3 protein-coding genes and 4 pseudogenes are annotated in these 21,528 nt (G+C 73.4%); all 7 read left to right on the top strand.

Annotated elements, in window-relative coordinates; genetic code table 11:
- A pseudogene (locus UK82_RS43125) lies at window positions 1-4,347 on the top strand (type I polyketide synthase); the annotation flags it as partial.
- 1 nt (window position 4,348) lies between these two features.
- A partial coding sequence (locus UK82_RS39690) for a condensation domain-containing protein (protein WP_236706328.1) occupies window positions 4,349-6,043 on the top strand: 1,695 nt, incomplete at its 3' end.
- A 1-nt stretch (window position 6,044) separates the two neighbouring features.
- Window positions 6,045-7,711 (top strand): annotated as a pseudogene (locus UK82_RS43130) (amino acid adenylation domain-containing protein); the annotation flags it as partial.
- A gap of 4 nt (window positions 7,712-7,715) precedes the next feature.
- A partial coding sequence (locus UK82_RS43135) for a beta-ketoacyl synthase N-terminal-like domain-containing protein (RefSeq protein WP_396230618.1) occupies window positions 7,716-8,428 on the top strand: 713 nt, incomplete at its 3' end.
- Window position 8,429: 1 nt separating this feature from the next.
- Window positions 8,430-12,589 (top strand): annotated as a pseudogene (locus tag UK82_RS43140) (type I polyketide synthase); the annotation flags it as partial.
- A gap of 1 nt (window position 12,590) precedes the next feature.
- Window positions 12,591-13,613: pseudogene (locus tag UK82_RS43145) on the top strand (phosphopantetheine-binding protein); the annotation flags it as partial.
- On the top strand, window positions 13,610-21,526 hold the full coding sequence (locus UK82_RS23005) for an amino acid adenylation domain-containing protein (RefSeq protein ID WP_055409225.1): 7,917 nt from the start codon (window positions 13,610-13,612) through the stop codon (window positions 21,524-21,526). The pseudogene UK82_RS43145 and the gene UK82_RS23005, both read left to right, overlap by 4 nt.
- Window positions 21,527-21,528: the final 2 nt, after the last annotated feature.

The following is a 21,528-nucleotide window of genomic DNA, read 5'->3' on the forward strand; positions in this document are numbered from 1 at the left end:
GGCGTCAACGCCGTGATCTCGCCGCTGCCCAACATCGCCTTCTCCCAGTTTCCCGGAATGGTCTCCGAGGACGGCCGGTGCAAGGCGTTCGACGCGGCCGCGAACGGCTACGTGCGCGGTGAGGGGTGCGGTGTCGTCGTGCTGAAACGGCTGTCGGACGCCGTCCGGGACGGCGACCGGGTCCTGGCCGTGATCCGGGGCGGCGCCGTGAACCAGGACGGGCGCAGCTCCGGGATCACCGCGCCCAACGGGGACGCGCAGCGCGACGTCCTGCGCCGCGCCCTCGCCGCGAGCGGCGTCGGGCCGCACGAGGTCTCCTACATCGAGGCGCACGGCACCGGGACCCGGCTCGGCGACCCGATCGAGGTGGACGCGCTGGCCGAGGTCTACGGGCGGCCGGACGGGACGCCCGTCTACCTCGGCTCGTCGAAGACCAACATCGGGCACGCCGAGGCCGCCGCCGGGATCGCCGCGCTGATCAAGGTGGTGCTGTCCCTCGGCCGGGGCGCCATCCCGCGCAACGTGCACTTCGAACGACTCAATCCGCATCTGTCCTTCGCCGGGACGACGTTCGCGGTGCCCGCAGAACTGACGGACTGGCCGGTTGCGGCGGGACGGCGGATCGCCGGGGTGAGCGCGTTCGGGTTCAGCGGGACGAACGCCCACCTCATCGTGGCGGAGGGCCCGTCCCGGGCCGAGCCCGCCGCCGCCGAGCCCGCCGCCGCCGAGCCCGCCGCCGCCGGCGAGATCGGGGAACCGGCTGCCGGCTGTCACCGTCCCAGGTCGCTCCTGGCGCTGTCGGCGAAGAGCCAGACCGCGCTGACCGAACTCGCCCGGCGGTACCAGGAGCGGCTCGACGGGGACGGCCCCGAGACGGTGGAGGACCTGTGCTACTCCGCCAACACCGGCCGGACTCACTTCCGCCACCGGCTCGCCGTCGAAGGAGCGACCCGTCAGCAGATCGCGGACCGCCTCGGCGACTTCGTCAGGGGCGGGCCCGATCACGAGGTCGCCGTGGGCGAGGCGGGCGACTCGGACGTCGTCTTCCTTTTCACCGGGCAGGGACCGCAGCGTGCCGGGATGGCCCGCGGGCTCTACGAGGCGCAGCCGGTGTTCCGCGAGGTGATCGACCGTTGCGACGAGCTGCTGCGCCCGATGCTGCAGGTGCCGCTGCTCGCCGTCCTCCACCCCGACCTCCTCGACCCTGGCGACCCCGGGTCGGACCTGGTCAACGTGACGACGTACGCCCAGCCGGCGCTGTTCTCGGTCGAGTACGCCATGGCGCAGATGTGGCGGTCGTGGGGGGTCGAGCCGGTCGCGGTGCTCGGCCACAGCTTCGGGGAGTACGTCGCCGCCTGCGTCGCGGGCGCGATGTCCCTGGAAGACGCGCTGACCCTGGTGGTCGAACGCGCCCGGCTGATGAACACGCTGGCGGACCGCGGCGCGATGGCCGCGGTGTTCGCACCGGAGCTGGACGTCGCCATGGAGGTCGCCGACCACGAGGGCCTGGTCTCGATCGCGGCCGTCAACGGGCCGGCCAACATTGTGATCTCCGGTGACCGTGAGGCCGTTGCGTCGCTGTGCGCGAGCTTCGAGCGGCTCGGGGTGGAGACCAAGCGGCTGCACATCACGACCTCGTCGCACTCCCCGCTGATCGAGCCCATCCTGGAACCGCTGCGCCGGGCGGCCGAGCGGGTGCGGTTCAGCCCGCCCCGCATCCCCCTGGTGTCGAACGTGGACGGGGCACTGTGGCCGTGGGACAAGGCACCCGACGCGGACTACTGGTGCCGGCACGCCCGCGAGCCGGTGCGCTTCGCCGCGGGGATCGGCACCCTGCTGGCCGGGGGCTACCGCACCTTCGTCGAACTCGGCCCGGCGCCCATCCTGCTGGGCCTGATCAAAGACGGGCTGCCCGGCGGCCGGGACGCCCTGCTCGCACCCAGCCTGCGGTCGCAGCACGACGACTGGGAGGTCCTGCTGTCCACCGTCGCGCTGCTCTACGCGCACGGTACGGACATCGACTGGCGCGGTTTCGACCGCGGCTGGCCGCGCGCGAAGGTCCCCGTCCCCACCTATCCCTTCGACCGGACGAGGTGCGGCCCGCCGCCGCGCCGCCGCACCGCCGACGAGCCGTCGCCGTCGGAGTACGACGACGCTGCGCCCGGTGACACGGAGCTGTCCAGTGACACGGAGCTGCCCGGCGAAGGGGAGCTGCCCGGCTTCGAGGACGACGAGCTGCTCTACCGGCTCGCCTGGCGGCCCGCCGAGCCCGCCCCGGCCTCGGCCGCACCGGACGTCCCGCGAACCTGGCTGGTGCTGGCCGACGACGGGGAGGTCGGCGACCAGGTGACCGCGTCCCTCGTCGACCGCGGTGCACGCGTCGTGCGGGTCGTCCGGGCCGCCGAGTACCGCTTCGACGGCACGGCCTCGGCCGGTGTCCGCCTCGCCGACCGCGCCGACCTCGTCAGGCTCGTGGACGACCTGGGGCTGGACGTCGGCGAGGAGCTTCAGGTAGTGCACCTGTGGAGCCTCACCGGCGCCGCGACGGAGCCGGACTCCGTCGAGGCCGCGCTGCGCGCGCAGAACGCCGGCTGCATGAGCGCGGTACGCGTCGTGCAGGCCCTCGTCGAGGCCAGGAGCACCATGCCGACGCGGCTGTGGCTGGTGACCCGGGGGGCGGTCCAGCCGACCGAGCCGGGTACGACCCCGCTCGCGGTCGGTCAGGCGACCCTGTGGGGCCTGGGCCGGTCCCTGCAGCAGGAGGCCGCCGCCGTCTGGGGCGGGCTCATCGATCTGGACCCGGCGGCCGAACCCGCCGCGGTCGCGGCATCGCTGCTGGCCGAGCTCGAAGCGGCCGACCACCGGGCCGAGGACCAGATCGCCCTGCGGGAGGGGAGGCGCTACGTCGCGCGACTCGTCCACACCCGCCTGCCGCAGGCCCCGCCCCGGCCCGCCGTCCTGCGCAGGGAGGGCAGCTACCTCATCACCGGTGGTTTCGGCGGTCTCGGGCTCGAGGTGGCGCGATCCCTGGCGCGCCGGGGAGCCCGCCGCCTGATCCTGGTCGGGCGTACCCCGGTCCCGCCGCGCGAGCAGTGGGCCGGGCTCGACCCGGCGGGCGAGCCGGGCCGCCGCGTGGCGGCGGTGCGCGAACTGGAGTCCCTGGGCGCGAGCGTCACCGTCGAGTCGTTCGACGTGTCGGACGAGGCCGCGGCCCGCGCCTTTCTGGAACGTCACGAGCGGGAGTGCCGGCCGGCGATCCTCGGCGTCGTTCACGCCGCCGGGGCCGGGGACGTCGCGCCCCTGACCGACCTGGAGCCGGACGACCTGGAGTGGTGCCTGCGGCCCAAGGCGATGGGCGCCTGGGTGCTGGACCGGCTCTTCGCGGACCGGCCGCTGGACTTCTTCGTCCTGTTCTCCTCGACCAGCTCCATCCTCAGCTCTCCGTTCGTCGCCGCCTACGCGGCCGCCAACGCGTTCCTGGACGCGCTGGCGCTGCAGCGACGCAACGCCGGTAGACCCGGCCTCAGCATCAACTGGGGGATCTGGGAGCGGACCGGGATGGCCGCCCGTGGAGCGCAGGCCACGCCCGGCCACAGCCGCGGCATGGGTGTCCTGCGGCCGGACCAGGCGCTGCGCGTCCTGCACCGGCTGCTGGGCCATGACCTGCCGGGACATGACGAGGCGCAGGTCGCCGTCGTGCCGGTCGACTGGTCGGAATGGGGCCACCGTTACCAGGCGGTCTCCCTGTCGGCCTTGCTGAGCGAGCTGCTGGACGCCCCGGCCGGGGCGCCGGCGGCCGCCGCGACCGCAGCCCCCGGCCGGCGGCTGCCCGCACGCGCGGACCTGCTCGCGCTGCCGGCGCAGCAGCGAGCGGACGCGCTGGCCACCAGGCTCCTGCTGGCCACCGCGGTCACGCTGCGGTCGGAACCGTCGGCGGTCGGGCTCGACCGCCCGCTGATCGAACTCGGTCTGGACTCCCTGATGGCGGTGGAGCTGCGCAACGAACTGGAGGGACGGCTCGGCGTCTCCCTGCCGATCTCGGTCTTCCTCCGGGGAGCGACCGTCCAGGCGCTGGCAGAGCGGATCGTGGACGCCCTCCCAGACGATGCACCCACCGGGGACGCACCCACCGGGGACGCACCCACCGGGGACGCAGCCGCCGCGGACCCAGCCACCGGTGACACCCCCGCCGGGGACGCTGCCGCCGGGCCGGACGGCGCGGTGGCCGGTGCGACCACGGCCATCCGGCGGGTCAGGCGGGTCCAGGACCTCGCGAGCGACCTGCTGGCGCAGCTCGAGCAGACGCCCGCGGGCGAGGCAGGCACCGGGACGGACGGGGAGCGGTGACATGGCCGACCTGGCGGACCTGACCGATGCGGCCGGGCTTTCCGAGCGGCTCGCCGCCCTGTCGCCCGAGAAGCGGGCCCGGTTCGAGGAACTGCTCGCCCAGAGCGGAAGGTCCGAGAACACCTTCCCGCTGTCGGTGCTGCAGCAGGGGATCTGGTTCCTGGAACAGATCAGGCCGGGCAACCCCGCCTACGTCGTCCCCGCCGCCGCGCACCTCCGCGGCCCGCTCGACGTCCGGGCCCTGCGCGACGCGCTGGCCGAGACCGTCCGGCGGCACGAGGCCCTGCGGACCACGTTCGGACTGCGCGACGGCAGGCCGGCGCAGATCGTCCACCCGCGGATGTCCATCGACCTGCCCGAGGTGGAGCTGGGGGACGATCCGCTGGAAGCGCGGATCGCCGAGGAGCTCGCCGGGCCGTTCGATCTGGCCACCGGACCGCTGTTGCGGCTGAGGCTGCTGCGGATCGGGCCCGAGGAGTACGTGCTCGCGGCGGCGCTGCACCATCTCGTCGCCGACGGCTGGTCGGTGGGCATTCTGCTGTCCGAACTGTCCGTGCTCTACGCGGCGTTCGTCGCGGGCCGTCCGTCCCCGCTTGTGGACCTGGAGATCCAGTACGGGGACTTCGCCGTCTGGCAGCAGCAGGAGACGCGCGCGGAGAACCTGGAAGCCGACCTGGAGTACTGGCGTGGTCAGCTGGCGGGCGCGCCGGACTTCCTGGCGCTGGCGACCGACCGCCCGCGGCCCGCCGTGCAGGGATTCGACGGCGCGTCGGTGCCCTTCGAGCTGCCGGAACCCCTGATGCGCGGGCTCGGCGAGCTCGGCAGACGCCATGGCGCCACCGTCTACATGGTGCTCCTGGCCTGTTTCCAGGTCCTGCTGCACCGTTACAGCGATCAGGACGACATCGTCGTCGGCGTCCCGATGGCCGGCCGGGAACGCGCGGAGGTCGAGCCACTGATCGGGTTCTTCGTGAACACCCTTCCGGTCCGGGCGGACCTGGGCGGGAACCCGGCGTTCGTGGCAGCGCTGGAGCGGGTCAGGGACGCCTGCCTCGGCGCGTACGCCCACCAGGCGATCCCGTTCGAGAAGATCGTGTCGGACCTGCGGCCGCCCCGGGACCTGAGCAGGCCGCCGATCTTCCAGGTGGGCCTGTCGTACCAGAGCGACCCGATGCCGCGGCTCGCCGTCGCCGGGGTCGAGTTCGCCCGGGTCCCGCTGCAGGCTCGGGGCGCCCGCTTCGACCTGGAACTGCAGTTCTTCGACAACGCCGGCGGTCTGCGCGGTTGGTTCGAGTACGACCGCGATCTGTTCGACGAGGCCACCATCGTCCGGATGGCCGGGCACCTGCGCCGCGTCGTGGAGCAGGTGGCGGCCCGTCCGCAGACGCCCGTCGACGACCTCGAGCTGCTGGACGACGACGAGCGACGGCACCTTCTCGTCCATCTCAACGACACCGGGCGGGACTGGCCCGGCGCGGGCCTGATCCACGAGTGCTTCGAGGAACAGGTCGGCAGAACTCCACGGGCAACGGCCCTGGTCTTCGAGGGACAGAGCCTGGACTACGCGGAGCTGAACCGTCGCGCGAACCGGCTGGCGCACCGGCTGCGGCGGCTCGGAGTGGGGCGCGACGTCCTGGTGGGCGTCGCCATGGAACGGTCCCCGGAACTCGTCGTCGGCCTGCTCGCGATCCTCAAGNCCGGCGGGGCCTACGTCCCGCTCGACCCCGGCTATCCGCGGGAACGCCTGCGGTACATGCTCGAGGACGCGGCCGTCCCGGTGCTGCTCACCCAACGCGCCGTCCTGGACCGGCTGCCGCCGGTGCGCGCCGAGACGCTCTGCGTCGAGGAACTCCAGCAGGAGCTGCGCGCCGAGCCGGACCACGATCCCGGCGTCGCCGTGGGCGGCGAGGACCTCGCCTACGTCATCTACACCTCGGGGTCGACCGGAAGGCCGAAGGGCGTGATGAACGTGCACGCCGCGATCCGCAACCGGCTGCTGTGGATGCAGGACGCCTACGGCCTGGACACCGCCGACCGCGTCCTGCAGAAGACCCCCTTCTCCTTCGACGTCTCGGTCTGGGAGTTCTTCTGGCCGCTCATGACCGGTGCCACGCTGGTCGTGGCCCGGCCGGACGGGCACCGGGACAGCCGCTACCTCGTCGAGACGATCCGCGACCAGGGCATCACCACCCTGCACTTCGTCCCCTCGATGCTGCAGGTGTTCCTGCGGGAGCCGGACGTGGCGCAGTGCACCGGGCTGCGCCGGGTCATCTGCAGCGGCGAGGCGCTGCCCCGCGACCTGCAGGACCGGTTCCTGGAGCGCTCGGGCGCCGAGCTGCACAACCTCTACGGCCCGACCGAGGCCGCCGTGGACGTCACCGCCTGGGCCTGCGAACGCGACGACGACCCGCGTCCGGTCCCGATCGGGTTCCCGATCGCCAACACCCGGATCCACGTGCTCGACCGGCGGCTGCGGCCGGTCCCCGTGGGGGTGCCGGGCGAGCTGCACATCGCCGGACGGAACCTGGCCCGCGGCTACCTCGGCAGGCCCGAGCTCACCGCCGAGCGGTTCGTCGAGGACCCCTTCGACGCGGCCCCGGGCGCGCGTCTCTACCGGACCGGCGACCTTGCCCGCCACCGCGAGGACGGCGCCCTGGAATACCTCGGGCGACTGGACCATCAGATCAAGCTGCGCGGCCTGCGGATCGAGCTCGGCGAGATCGAGTTCGCCCTGGCCGGGCACGAGCGGGTACGCGAGGCGATCGTGGTCGCCCGCGAGCACGGGCCGGGCGACACCCGTCTGGTCGCGTACCTGACCGCCGCGGGGGAGCCCGCGGACCTCGGCCCGCAGGGGACGGGAGAGCTGATCGATCATCTGCAGCGGCGGTTGCCCGAGTACATGGTGCCCTCGGCGTTCGTCGTCCTGCCCGCGCTGCCGCTGACCCCCAACGGCAAGGTCGACCGGGCGGCACTGCCCGAGCCCGAACTCGACCGATCACGGGTGCGGACCCCCTTTGTGGCCCCCCGCGAGGACCTGCCGCGTGCGATCGCCGCGCTGTGGCGGGAGCTGCTCGGCGTCGAACGGGTCGGGATGAACGACAACTTCTTCGACCTGGGTGGTCACTCGCTGCTGATGGCCGAGCTCAGGACCAGGCTCACCGCCGCCGTCGGTCGGGAGCTGTCGATGGTCGAGCTCTTCCAGCACCCGACGGTCGGTTCCCTGGCCGACCACCTCCGGCGGCCGGCCGCCCCGCGGGACGGCGCGACGGACGCCGCACGCGACCACGCGGAGAGCCGTCGCCGCTCCCAGATCCAACGCCAGCAATCGGCCGCTCGCCGGGCGCGCCCACGAAACGGCAGGTGACCACGTGTCAGACGCAGCCCAGGACCTGGAACAGGTCGCGATCGTCGGGATGGCCGGGCGCTTCCCCGCGGCCCCCGACGTCGACGCCTTCTGGACCAACCTCACGCAGGGTCGGGAGAGCATCGCCGTCCTGTCCGACGAGGAGCTGCTCGCCTCGGGCGTCGATCCCGCCCTGCTGGAACTGCCCAACTACGTCAGGGCCAAGGGAGTGCTGGAGGACGCGGACCTGTTCGACGCGGGCTTCTTCGGTTTCTCCCCCCGGGAGGCGCAGCTGCTGGACCCGCAGCACCGGGTGTTCCTCGAATGCGCGTGGCAGGCGGTGGAATCGGCGGTCGGCGACCCCCGCGCCTTCGGTGGGCGGATCGGCGTGTTCGCCGGCGCCAGCCTCAACTCCTATCTGCTGTTCAACGTGATGGCCGACCCGCGGGCGGTGGAGTCCAGCGCCGCCTACCAGACCCTGCTCGCCAGCGACAAGGACTTCCTCGCCACCCGGACGTCCTACAAGCTCGACCTGCGCGGCCCCGGCATCACCGTCCAGACGGCCTGCTCCACCTCGCTGACGGCGGTGCACCTCGCCTGCCAGAGCCTGCTCAACGGCGAATGCGACCTCGCCCTCGCCGGCGGCGTGTCGGTCGGTGTCCCGCTGCGCGGCGGGTACGTGTACGAGCCGGGCGGGATCCTCTCGCCGGACGGGCACTGCCGCGCGTTCGACGAGGGNGCGGGCGGCACCGTGCCGGGCAACGGCGTGGGCATCGTCGTGCTGCGCAGGCTCAGCGAGGCCGTCGAGAACGGCGACGACGTGCGGGCGGTCATTCGCGGCACGGCGGTCAACAACGACGGGTCGCTCAAGGCCGGCTACACCGCCCCCAGCGTCGACGGCCAGACCGAGGTCATCGCGGAGGCGCTGGCCGTGGCCGACGTCGATCCCGCCACCATCGAGTACGTCGAGACCCACGGCACCGGCACGGCGCTCGGCGACCCCATCGAGATCGCCGCGCTGACCCGGGCCTTTCGCGAGCACACGCAGGACACCGGCTTCTGCGCGATCGGATCGGTCAAGAGCAACGTCGGTCACCTCGACGCCGCCGCCGGCGTCACCGCCCTGATCAAGGCCACTCTCGCGCTGCGCAACGAGGCCATCCCGGCGACGCTCGGCTGCACCGCCCCGAGCCCCGGGCTCGAGCTCGACAAGAGCCCGTTCTTCGTCAACACGCGCCTGCGGCCGTGGCCGCGGCGGGCGACGTCGCCGCGCCGGGCCGGGGTCAGCGCCTTCGGCATCGGCGGTACCAACGTGCACGTCGTGCTGGAGGAGGCCCCCGGCCGTGCGGCCGCCGCGACCGAGGCTCACGACCCTGGCCAGGCGCGGGCGGTCCGCCTGCTGCCGATCTCCGGAAGAACCCCGGCGGCACTGGCGGCCAACGCCGGGCGGCTGGCCGACCACCTCGCGGCGCACCCGGACGCCGACCTCGGCGATGTCGCCTTCACCCTGGCGAACCGCAGGGCCTTCGAACGCCGCCAGGCCGTGGTCTGCCGGGACGTGGACGACGCCGTCGCCTCACTGCGCCGGCTGCACCGCACGGGCGGGTCCGACTCCGCCACGGCCGACGGAACCGAGGTCCCGGTCGCCTTCCTCTTCCCCGGACAGGGCGCGCAGTACGTCGACATGGCCCGCGACCTGTACCGCCACGAGCCGCTGTTCGCGGCGGAGCTCGACCGGACCGCGCGGCTGTTCACCGGCCACCTCGGAGCGGACCTGCGTGACCTGCTGTTCGTCCCCGACGACGAGCCGGACGCGCGGGAGGCTGCGGCGCGCCGGCTGGAGCAGACCGCGATCACCCAGCCGGTCATGTTCGCGGTCGAGTACGCGCTGGCCCGGCTGTGGACCGCCTGGGGCGTGCGGCCCGCGGCGATGGTCGGGCACAGCGTCGGCGAGTACACGGCGGCCTGCCTGGCGGGGGTGTTCTCGCTGGAGGACGCCGTCCGCCTGGTCGCCGAGCGCGGCCGCCTGGTCCAGGCGATGCCCGCCGGCGCCATGCTCGCGGTGTTCCTGCCCGAGCGCGAGCTCACCGCCAGGCTCGGGGACGACCTGTGCGTGGCGGCGGTCAACTCGACCGGGCTGTGCGTGGCGTCCGGCCCCGCCGGGGCGGTGGACGACCTCCATCGGGAGCTGACCGCCGACGGTGTGGCCTGCCGCAGGCTGCGCACCTCGCACGCGTTCCACTCGCCGAGCATGGACGACGCGGTCGCGCCGTTCGTGGACCTGGTCCGCCGGGTCCGCCTGCGCGCCCCGCAGATCCCCTTCTGCTCGAACGTGACCGGAACCTGGATCACCGACCGGGAGGCGACCAGCCCGGAGTACTGGGGCGCCCACCTGCGCGAGGCGGTGCGGTTCGGCGACGCCCTGGACGTGCTTCTCGCCGATCCCGCCATGGTGATGCTGGAGGTGGGGCCGGGGCAGTCGCTCGGCGACTTCGTCCGCCGGCACCGGGCCTACGACGGCCGGACGGTGCTCGGCTCGCTGCGGCATCCCAAGCAGCGGCGCGACGACCGCGACCACCTGCGCAACGGCCTCGGCGCCCTGTGGAGCACGGGGGTGCCGGTCGACTGGGCCGCCCACTATGCGGGCGAGGACCGCAGGCGCGTGCCGCTGCCCGGCTACGCCTTCCAGCGGCAGCGCTACTGGATCGAAGCCGGTACGCGACAGGCCCGTGCGCCCGGCGGCCGATCCTCCGGTGTGGAGTCCTCCGGTGCCGGGTTCTCCGGTGCCGGGTTCTCCGGCGTCGGCTGGCGGCGACTGCCCGCGCCGACGGAGCCCGCCGGTCAGGACGATGCCGCGGTGTGGCTGGTGCTGGGCGCCGATCTCGCGCTGGGGCGGGAACTCGCCGAGCGGCTGGAGGCCGAGGGCCGGACGGTCGTCCGGGTGAGTGCGGGCACCGGCGCCGAACCGCGACGCGACGGCGGGTCGTGGTCGCTCGACCCGTCCCGCCGGGACCACCACGGGGCGCTGTTGCGGGCGCTGACCGAGGTCCCGGCGGAACGCGAGCCGAAGTCCGTCCACATCGTGCACCTGTGGAGCCTCGGACACGACCCCCTGGACGGACCGGACGCCGCCCGGCCCGACCCGGCCCGGTTCGCCGCGGCGCGCGCCCTCGGCTTCGACGGCCTGCTCGCGCTGGCGCAGGGGATCGACGACGCCCGCCCGGCGGTCCCCATCGCGATCGACGTGCTCTGCCGCGGCGTTCACAGCGTGACCGGCGAGGAGGCCCTGCAGCCGGAGAACGCGACGCTGCTCGGGCTCTGCACGGTGATCCCGCAGGAGGTCGCGGGCGTGACGTGCCGCACTCTGGACGTGACGGGCGTGGACCCGCGGGCGCCGCGCCAGGAGGCGGTGCTGGCGGTGCGCACGCTCCTCGGCAGGGTCGCCGCCGCCGACGACGATGACGAGGCGGTCGACGAGGCGGTCGGCGAGCTGGCGTTGCGCGGCCGGCACTGGTGGGTCCGCGGCTTCGACCCGGCCCGGCTCGGCTCCGGTCCGGCGCGGCTGCGCGACGGGGGCGTCTACCTGATCACCGGTGGTCTGGGCGGGGTCGGCCTTGCGCTCGCCGAGCACATCGCCGGCGCCGTCGACGGCCCCGTGCTCGGGCTGCTCGGCCGGTCGTCCTTCCCCGCACAGCAGCGGTGGGTCCCCTGGCTGGACTCCCATGACGAGCAGGATCCGACCAGCGTCCGCATCCGCCGGCTGCGCCGCCTGCAGGAGCTGGGCGCCACCGTGCGCGTGCTGCAGGCGGATGTGACCGACCTGGAGCAGACCGTCCGGGCGGTGCGGGACCTGCGCACGGGCTTCGGCGCCCTGAACGGGGTCGTCCACGCGGCCGGCCGGCCGTCCGTGAGCATGATCGCGGGTAAGTCGCGGGAGGACGCCGACGCGGTGCTGGCGGCCAAGACCCGGGGCACGCTGGTGCTCGACCAGGCCCTGGAACAGGTGCTCGGCCGTCAGGAGCACCCCGGCGAGTGCGACTTCGTCCTGCTGTGCTCGTCGCTGACCGGCCTGCTCGGCGGTCCGGGACAGAGCGACTACGCGGCGGCCAACACGTTCCTGGACGCGTACGCCGAGTGGAAGCGGCAGACGACCGGGGCGCCCTTCACGTCCATCGGGTGGGACACCTGGCGCGGGGTCGGGATGGCCGCCGACCTGGCCGCACGGTTCGGCGGTGACGGCGGCGGGCCGGCCGGGGAACCGACCGGTCACCCGCTGCTCCAGCGGCTGGTGCGCAGGACCGACCAGGCGCGGACCTACCTGACCGTCCTGCGCACGGCCGACAGCTGGATCCTCGACGACCACCGCATCATGGGGCACGGTCTCGTTCCGGGGACGACCTATCTGGAGCTTGTGCGGGCGGCCGTGGCCGAGCAGGCGCGGGGCCGGATCATCGAGCTCCACGACGTGCTGTTCCTGACGCCGATCATCGTGCCGGACGGGCGGCGCCGGGAGATCTACACGACGGTCTCCGCGCACGAGGGCGGGCTGCGTTTCACCGTGCGCAGCCTCGCCGACACCGGGACCGGCCCGGCCTGGCAGGAGCACGCGAGCGGTCTGGTCTCCTTCCACGACGCGGACAGTGAGCAGGCGCGGGACGCGGCGCGCGTGCGCGACCTCGACGCGATCGTGCGGGATCTCGGTGCCACCGAGGTGATCGAGACCGAAGAGAAGATCAAGCGCCGGTTCAAGCTGGACCTGGTCGAGAAGGGCGGTCGGATCGAGTTCGCCTTCGGCCCGCGCTGGCGCTGCCTGCGCAGGATCCTGGTCGGCGACGGCCGGCTGCTCGTCACGCTCGCCCTCGACGAGGAGTTCCTGCCCGACCTCGACGACTACGGCCTNCATCCGGCGCTGCTGGACGTCGCGGGCGCCTCCGCCCGCATCCACGCGCGGGACGTCTTCTACCTGCCCTTCACCTACCGCAGCCTGCGGGTCTCGGCGGGCCTCACCGGCACCGTCCACTGCCTGGTGGAGCGCAGGGACGCGGCGGACGCCTCGGGTGAGACCCTGACCTGCGACTTCGACATTCTCGACCCGCAGGGCCGGTCGCTCGTCCGGATCACCGAGTTCACCATCAAGCGGATCAACGACATCGACGGCCTGCTCGGGCAGATCCAGCGCGCCGTGGAGCAGGCCGAGGCCGAGCAGGACGAGGCCGAGCAGGACGGCGGCGCGGCGGGCGAGGACGCCGTCCCCGGCGCGCTGCACGCGCTGGGCGAGGGCATGAGCGAGGCCGACGCCGTGGCCGCGTTCGCCCGGATCCTGACCGCACCGTCCCTGCCCGCGCAGTTGGTGGTCGCCCACACCGACCCCGCGTCCCTGCGACGGCTGGCCCGGTCGATCACGCCCGCGCTGCTGGCCCGCGAGGTGGAGCGGCTCGTCCCGATCGGCGGGACGCATCCGCGGCCCGACCTGGACACGCCGTACGTGGCTGCGGTGACGGGCCCGGAGGAGGCGGTCGCCGGCATCTGGCAGGAGGTGCTCGGCATCGACCGGGTCGGCGTCCACGACGACTTCTTCGCCCTCGGCGGCCACTCCCTGGCCGCCGTCCAGATCGGCGCGAAGATCCAGAGCCGGTTCGGCACCGAGCTGAACCTGCGGACCTTCTTCGACACGCCCACGGTCGCCGGCACGGTCGCCGCGCTCGCGGCGGCGGGGCCGGCGAAGGACGCCGCGCAGGAGGGGATCCGCGCGCGCAGCCGCGATCTGCCCGAAGACGGCGAGACGACCGACCTGGGCGCCCCGGACGGTCTGGACGGTCTGGACGGTCTGGACGACATCGACGGACTGTCCGACGAGGAGGTGGAAGCGCGACTGCACGCGCTTCTCGCCGCGGAGACGAAACGGCAGGGCGACACCGCATGAGCACCATCGACCTGGGCGGCCTGTCACCGGCCGAGAAGCGCGCGCTGCTGGCGGAGCGCCTCAAGGACCGAAAGCGCCGGCAACGGCCGCTGCGCCGGTTCCCCGCCTCGTTCGCCCAGCAGCGCCTGTGGTTCCTGGATCAGCTGACACCCGGCAACGCGGCCTACAACATTCCCGGCGCGCTGCGGCTGCACGGTGCGATCGATCTGGACCTGTGGCGGCGGGCCTGCGCCGAGATCGTGCGGCGGCACGAGTCGCTGCGCACCACCTTCGAGGAGGTCGACGGGGAACCGGTCCAGGTGATCGCCGAGACCGGCGAGCCCGAGTTCGACGTCGTCGAGTGCGGGCACCTGGCGGGGCCGCAGGGCGACGTCGAGATCACCAGGCTCGCCCGCGAGGAGTTCGCGCGCCCTTTCGACCTGCGCACCGGCCCGCTGCTACGGGTGAAGTTCCTGCGGCTGCGTTCCGACGAGCATGTCCTGCTGCTCACCATGCATCACATCGTCGGCGACCTGTGGTCGACCTCCGTCGCCTTCGCCGAGCTCGTCGCGCTGTACGGGGCCTTCCAGGCCGGCGGCGAGGCCGCGAACGCGCTGCCCGACGACCTGCCCGTCCAGTACGCCGACTACGCGGTGTGGCAGCGTGAGCGGCTCGACGGCGGTGCGCTCGCCGATGACCTGGCCTACTGGACGCAGGCGCTGCAGGGCGCTCCGGCCGCGCTGGAGCTGCCGACCGACCGTCCCCGTCCGGCCGTGCAGGGCGTCCACGGGGCCTCGCGTCCGTTCCGGCTCTCCGCGCACACCATGGACGCCGTACGCGAGCTGAGTCGCGGCGCCGGTGCGACCCCGTTCATGACCCTGCTCGCCGCCTTCGGGGTGCTGCTGCACCGCTACAGCCGCACGGACGACATCGTCGTCGGGGTGCCGGTGGCGGGCCGGGTCCGGCCGGAGGTCGAGCGGCTGATCGGGTTGTTCGTCAACATGCTCGCCCTGCGGACCGACCTGTCGGGCGAGCCGACCTTCCGGGAACTGGTGGCCCGGGTCCGGCGGACCTGCCTCGACGGCTTCGCGCACCAGGAGCTGCCGTTCGAGCGGCTGGTGGAGGAGCTGCACCCGCGCCGGGACCTGTCGCGCTCCCCGGTCTTCCAGGTCTCGTTCATCTTCCAGAACATCCCTCTTCCCGAGTTCGACGGGATCGGGCTGCGGGTGGAACCGGTCGAGATCGAGACCGTCACCTCCCGCTTCGACCTGACGCTTGAGGTCTTCGACCGGCCGGATGGGCTTCGCGGCTGGCTCGAGTACAACAGCGACCTGTTCGACGCGGCCACCGTCCAGCGCCTGTCGGAGCAGCTGGAACTGCTGGTGACCCGGCTCGTCGCCGACCCCGACGAGCCGGTGGCGCGGGTTGCGATGCTGACCGCCGAGCAGGAGCGACGGCTCCGGCTGGAATGGAACGACACCCGCCGGGACTGGCCGCAACCGCTGCTTACGCACGAGCGGTTCGCCCGCCAGGCCGCGCTGACGCCGGACGCCGAGGCGGTGCGCGCCGACGACGGCGTCCTGACCTACGGCGAGCTCGACCGGCGCGCCAACCGGCTCGCGCACCGGCTCGAACGGCTCGGCGTCGGTCGGGACACGCTGGTCGGCATCTGCCTGGAGCGCTCGACCGAAATGGTCGTGGCGATGCTCGCGGTGCTGAAGGCCGGGGGCGCGTATGTGCCGTTGGACCTGACCTTCCCGCCGGACCGGCTGACGTTCATGGTGGCGGACTCCCGGCTGCCGGTGCTGGTGACCCGGCGGCGCGTGCTGGCCGAGGCGAACGAACTGGGGACGGCCGAGGCGCAGGTGTTGTGCCTGGACGAGGCCGGGCTCGACGCGGAGTCGGACGGCCCCCTGCACGCGCCCGTCGCCGCGGCGGACCTCGCCTACGTCATCTACACGTCGGGCTCGACCGGGCGTCCCAAGGGTGTGCAGATCCCGCACGGGGCGCTCGCGAACTTCCTGAGGGCAATGAAGGAGCGGCCGGGCATCGAGCCCGACGACGTGCTGCTCGCCGTCACCACCCTGTCGTTCGACATCTCGATGCTGGAGATTCTGCTTCCGCTCGTCGAGGGCGCCCGGGTGGTCCTGGCCAGCCGTGAGGTCGCCGCCGACGGCGAACGGCTGGCGGCGGTGCTGGCGACCTCCGGCGCCACCATGATGCAGGCGACACCGTCCACGTGGCGGATGCTGCTCGATGCCGGCTGGCCGGGCCGAGGCGGGATGCGGGTCCTGACGGGCGGGGAGGCGCTGCCCGCCGAGCTCGCCGAGCGGCTGCTGGCCACGGGCGTGACCCTGTGGAACATGTACGGGCCGACCGAGACCACCATCTGGTCGTCCGTCGCGCGGATCGACGCCGGACCGGTCAGGCTCGGCGAACCGATCGCCAACACCGAGCTGCACGTGCTCGACGACCTGGACCGGCCGGCCCCGCTCGGCGTGCCCGGCGAGCTGTGCATCGGCGGCGCGGGTCTGGCCAGGGGCTACCTGGGGCGGCCCGAGCTGACCGCGGAGAAGTTCGTCGCGCACCCCTTCGAGACCGGTCTGGGCGACCGGCTGTACCGCACCGGCGATCTGGTCCGCCGGCTGTCCGACGGCTCGCTGGAGTTCCTGGGCCGGCTGGACCACCAGGTGAAGCTGCGGGGCTTCCGGATCGAGCTCGGCGAGATCGAGTCCGTGCTGGCCAGGCAGCCCGCGGTCGGCCAGGCGGCGGTGGTGATCCGCCAGGATGTTTCCGGGGACCAGCGTCTCGTGGCCTACCTCGTGCCGACGGCGGACGCCCTGGACCGGCCCGCCGTCATTGCCGGGCTGCGTGCCGCGCTGGGCGCGACGCTGCCCGACTACATGATCCCGTCCGTCTTCGTGTTCCTCGATGCGCTGCCGCTGACGCCGAACAACAAGATCGACCGCGGGGCGCTGCCCGTGCCCGACGGCGGCCTCACCGATCTGGGCGCGCACTACGTCGCGCCCCGCGACGAGGCCGAGGCGAGGCTGTGCACGCTGTTCGCGGGGGTGCTCGGCCTGCCCGAGGTCGGGATCGACAACGACTTCTTCGAGCTGGGCGGGCACTCGCTGCTGGCCACCCGCCTGATCGCCCAGATCCGCACCGCCTTCGCGGCCGAACTACAGGTGCGGACCCTGTTCCAGCATCCGACCGTGGCCCGTCTGGCCCCGTGTCTGCGACGCGCCGGGACGGCTCGACCGGCGCTGCGTCCGGCGGTCCGGCCGGACCCCCTGCCGCTGTCGTTCGCCCAGCGCCGCCTGTGGTTCCTGCACCACCTGGAAGGGCCCTCGGCCACCTACAACATTCCGATCGCGCTGCGACTGACCGGCCCGCTGGACGTCGACGCGATGCGTGCCGCGCTGGCGGACGTGGTCGCCCGGCACGAGACGCTGCGTACCGTCTTCCCGGACACCGACGGGGTGCCGTACCAGCGCATCCTGCGCCCCGAGCAGAGCCGCCCGCGCCTGGAGGTGACCGCCGTCGGGGCGGCCGACCTGGCGGCGGCGGTCGGCGCCGCGGCCCGGTACGCCTTCGACCTGGCCGTCGAGGCGCCCATCCACGCCCGGCTGTTCGCGCTCGGTCCCGACGAGCACGTGCTGGTGCTGGTCGTCCACCACATCGCGGCCGACGCGTGGTCGCTGGCGCCGCTGGGCCGTGACCTGGCCGTCGCCTACGCCGCCCGTCGGGAGGGCCGGGCCGTGGCCCAGCCGCCGCTGTCGGTGCAGTACGCCGACTACACGCTGTGGCAGCACGCCCTGCTCGGTGACCAGGACGGCCCCGGCAGCCGGTGGGCCGACCAGCTCGGCTACTGGCGCAAGGCGCTGGAGGGGCTGCCGGAGCGGATCGCCCTGCCCACCGACCGCCCGCATCCGCCGCAGGCCTCCCTGCGCGGACGGACCCTCGCCTTCGAATGGGACACCGATCTGCACGCCGGCCTGACGAGCCTCGCCCGGTCCGGTGGGTCCAGCACGTTCATGGTCGTCAACGCGGCGCTGGCCGCGCTGCTCGGCCGGATGGGCGCCGGCGAGGACATCCCGATCGGCGCCGCCATCGCCGGGCGCACCGACTCCGCCGCCGAGGACCTCGTCGGCTTCTTCGTCAACACCCTGGTCCTGCGGGTGGACCTCGCCGACGCCCCGACCTTCCGCGACCTGCTCGCCCGGGTGCGGGAGACCGGCCTGGACGCCTACGCCAACCAGGACGTCCCCTTCGAGTACCTCGTCGACGCGGTCAACCCCACCCGCTCCCTGGCGCACCACCCGCTCGTCCAGGTCATGATCGCCTGGCAGAACACCCCGGACGCCGCGCTCGACCTGCCGGGGCTGCGGGTGCAGCCGATGCCCGCGGCCACCGGCACCGCCCGGATGGACCTGGCGTTCACGCTGGCCGAGCGGCCGCGGGACGGCGGGATCGACGGCACGGTCGAGTTCAACACCGATGTCTTCGACCCCACCACCGTCGAGTCCCTGCTGGACCGGCTGCGCCGGCTTCTGCGGGCGGTGACCGCCGACCCCGACCTGCCGATCACCGGGATCGACCTGCTCGGCCGGGACGAGCGGCACCGGCTGCTGACCGGGTGGAACGACACCGCCCAGCCGTTGCCGCGGGCCACCCTGCGGGAGCTGTTCGAGGCCCAGGTGGCACGCGATCCGCGGGGCGTCGCGGTCCGCGGCGCCGACACCACGCTGACCTACGCGCGACTCGATGCGGTGGCCGGCCGGCTGGCCGGGCGGCTGGCGGAACTCGGGGTGCGCGCCGGAAGCCGGGTGGCGATCCTGCAGGGACGCTCGGTCGACCTGGTCGTGTCCGTCCTGGCCGTCGTCAAGGCCGGCGGCGTGTACGTGCCGCTGGACGACAGGTACCCGCCGTCCCGGATACAGATGATCATGGCGGAGACGCGGGCCTCGGTGCTGCTGGTGGACGGTTCGGCCCGCAGACCTCCGGTGGACGAGGACGTCCACGTCATCACGGTGGACGGTCTCGCGGACGAGTCCGTCGACGAGGGCGCCGTCGCCGCGGCCGGACCGCCCGCCACGGATCCACATCCACATCCACATCCACATCCGGATCCGGATCCGGCCTCGGACCCGGACCCGGACCCGGACCCGGACCAGCCGGTCTATGTGATGTACACGTCCGGGTCGACCGGCACCCCGAAGGGCGTGGTGGTCACACATCGTAACGTGGTCGCGCTCGCCCAGGACCGGAGATGGCGGCAGGGCGACCACACGCGGGTGCTGATGCACTCGCCGTCGGCGTTCGACGCCTCGACCTACGAACTGTGGGTTCCGCTGCTGTCCGGCGGCCGGGTGGTTGTGGCGCCACCCGGTGCGCTCGACCCGGAGACGCTGGAGCAGACGGTCCGCGAGCACGGCGTCACCGCGGCGTTCCTGACCACCGCGCTGTTCAACCTCGTCGTCGAGCAGCGCCCCCGCGCCCTCGCCGGGCTGCGCCAGGTGTGGACCGGCGGCGAGGCCGTCTCGCCCGCCGCGTTCGAGCGGGCCCTGCGGACATGCCCGGATACGAGGTTCGTGCACGTCTACGGCCCGACCGAGACCACGACCTTCGCCACCTGCCACCCCACCCGCGGACCGGTGCACTCGACCGTGCCGATCGGCCGGCCCATGGACAACACTCGGGTGTATGTGCTTGACGGCGGGCTGAAGCCGGTTCCTCCCGGCGTCCCCGGCGAGCTGTTCATCGGGGGAGCAGGCGTCGCGCAGGGGTATCTGGAGCGTCCGGAGCTGACCAGGGAGCGCTTTCTGGCCGATCCCTACGGCGAGGCGGGCGCCCGGTTGTACCGCACCGGCGATCTGGTCCGTTGGACCTCCGAAGGAGTACTGGAGTTCGTCGGCCGCACCGACGACCAGGTGAAGATCCGGGGTTTCCGGATCGAGCCGGGCGAGATCGAGGCGGTTCTCGCCGCCCACCCGGCGGTGGGACAGGCCGCCGTGGTCGTCCGCGAGGACCGTCCCGGGGACAGGCGGCTGGTGGGGTACGTGGTGCCCGCGGAGTCGGTGCGGGGCGGCGTCGACCCGGCCGAGCTGCGGGACTTCCTCGCCGAACGGCTGCCGCAGTACATGGTCCCGGCCGCCGTCGTGCTCCTCGGCGAGCTGCCGCTGACCCCCAACGAGAAACTGGACCGGTCCGCGCTGCCCGCCCCCGACTACGGCACGGCCACGACCGAGTCGCGCGACCCGGCCACCCCCGCCGAGGAACTGCTGTGCGCGGCGTTCGCCGAGATCCTCGGCCTTGCCCGGGTCGGCGTCCACGACGACTTCTTCGAACTCGGCGGCAACTCCCTGCTGGCGACCCGGCTGGTGTCCCAGCTTCGCTCGGTGCACGGGATCCACCTGCCGATCCGAGACCTGTTCGACAACCCGACCGTCGCCCGGCTGGCCGCGCGGACCGAGGCGCGGGAGGTCCACGCGCCCGCCATGGAGGCCATCGCGCCGCTCGCCGACCGCGGCGGTGCCGTCCCGCTCTCCTTCGCCCAGGAATGGCTGTGCGCGAACCACCCGGTGGCCGCGGACGATCCGTACCACAACGTCCTGACCGCCGTGACGCTCAGGGGCGAACTCGACGACAGGGCGCTGCGTCGCAGCCTGGACGACATCGTGCTGCGGCACGAGGCGCTGCGGATCCGGGTCGTCGACGGCCCGGCCGGCTGGTACCAGACGGCCAGGCCCACCGGCGGGTGGCCGCTGACCGTCGTCGATCTGCGGGACCACGACGAGACCGCCCGCTTCGAGGAACTGCGCCGGCTGATCGGGACCGAGGAGCGCCGCGCCTTCAGGATCGGGGACGAGCCGCTGCTACGCGGCGCTCTGGTGCGGCTGACCGCGGACGAGAGCGTGCTGATCTTCGTGATCCACCATCTGGTCACCGACAACTGGGCCTACGGCGTGCTGGTCCGCGAGCTGTGCGAGCTGTACGAGGCGCACACGCTCGGCCGGCCGTCCCGGCTGCCCGAGATCGAGGTGCAGTACCTGGACTACGCCGCCTGGCAGCGGCGGCGGCTGGCCGACGGCGCGCTCGACGACCACATCGGCTACTGGCGGCGGCGCCTGGCCGGCCTTCCGGCCCCGCTGGACCTGACCGTGCCGGACCACCAGCGGATCGCCGCGACCTCCGGCCACACCCGGGGCTTCGTGCTCGACGCCGCGGCGGCCAGGGGCCTGGCCGAGCTCGCCCAGGCCGAGGAGGCGAGCCTGTTCATGGTGCTGATGGCGGCCTTCCACCTGCTGCTGGCCGCCTATGCCGACAGCGACGACATCGTCGTGGCCTTCCCGGTGGCCGGGCGCGACCGGCCGGAGACCGAGCAGATGATGGGTTTCTTTGTCAACCATCTGCTGGTGCGGACGGACCTGTCCGGCGCCCCCACGTTCCGGGACCTGGTCCGCCAGGTCCGCGACGAGACGCTCGGCGGCTATGGGCATCAGGACGTCCCGGTCTGGTCTCTCGACGAGGTCACCGACGCCGCCCGCAGCCCGTTCGCGATCGCGTTCAACCTGCTCAACGCCGAGGTGCCGGCCCTGGACCTGCACGGTCTGGCGGCCTCGCCGCTGGAGCTGAACATCGGCGACGACTACGTCTTCTCCGAGGTCATCATCACCATGGAGCCCTCCGCGGTCGACCTGACGCTGATCATGCGCGAGGACGGCGACGAACTGCGCGGCATGTGGCTGTACTCGTCCGAGCACATCGATCCCGTGGCGATGGCGGTGCTCATGGACCGATGGGCGCCGCTGCTCGGGCTGGTGGTGGATGACCCGGAACGCGAGGTCGGGGAGCTGCGCGACCTGCTCCGGGCGACCGTGCTCACCGCTCACCGGGACCGCCCGGGCGCCCCGGCCGGTGAGACGGTCTGACC

Source organism: Frankia sp. ACN1ag (genome assembly GCF_001414035.1).
GTDB classification, from domain to species: domain Bacteria; phylum Actinomycetota; class Actinomycetes; order Frankiales; family Frankiaceae; genus Frankia; species Frankia torreyi.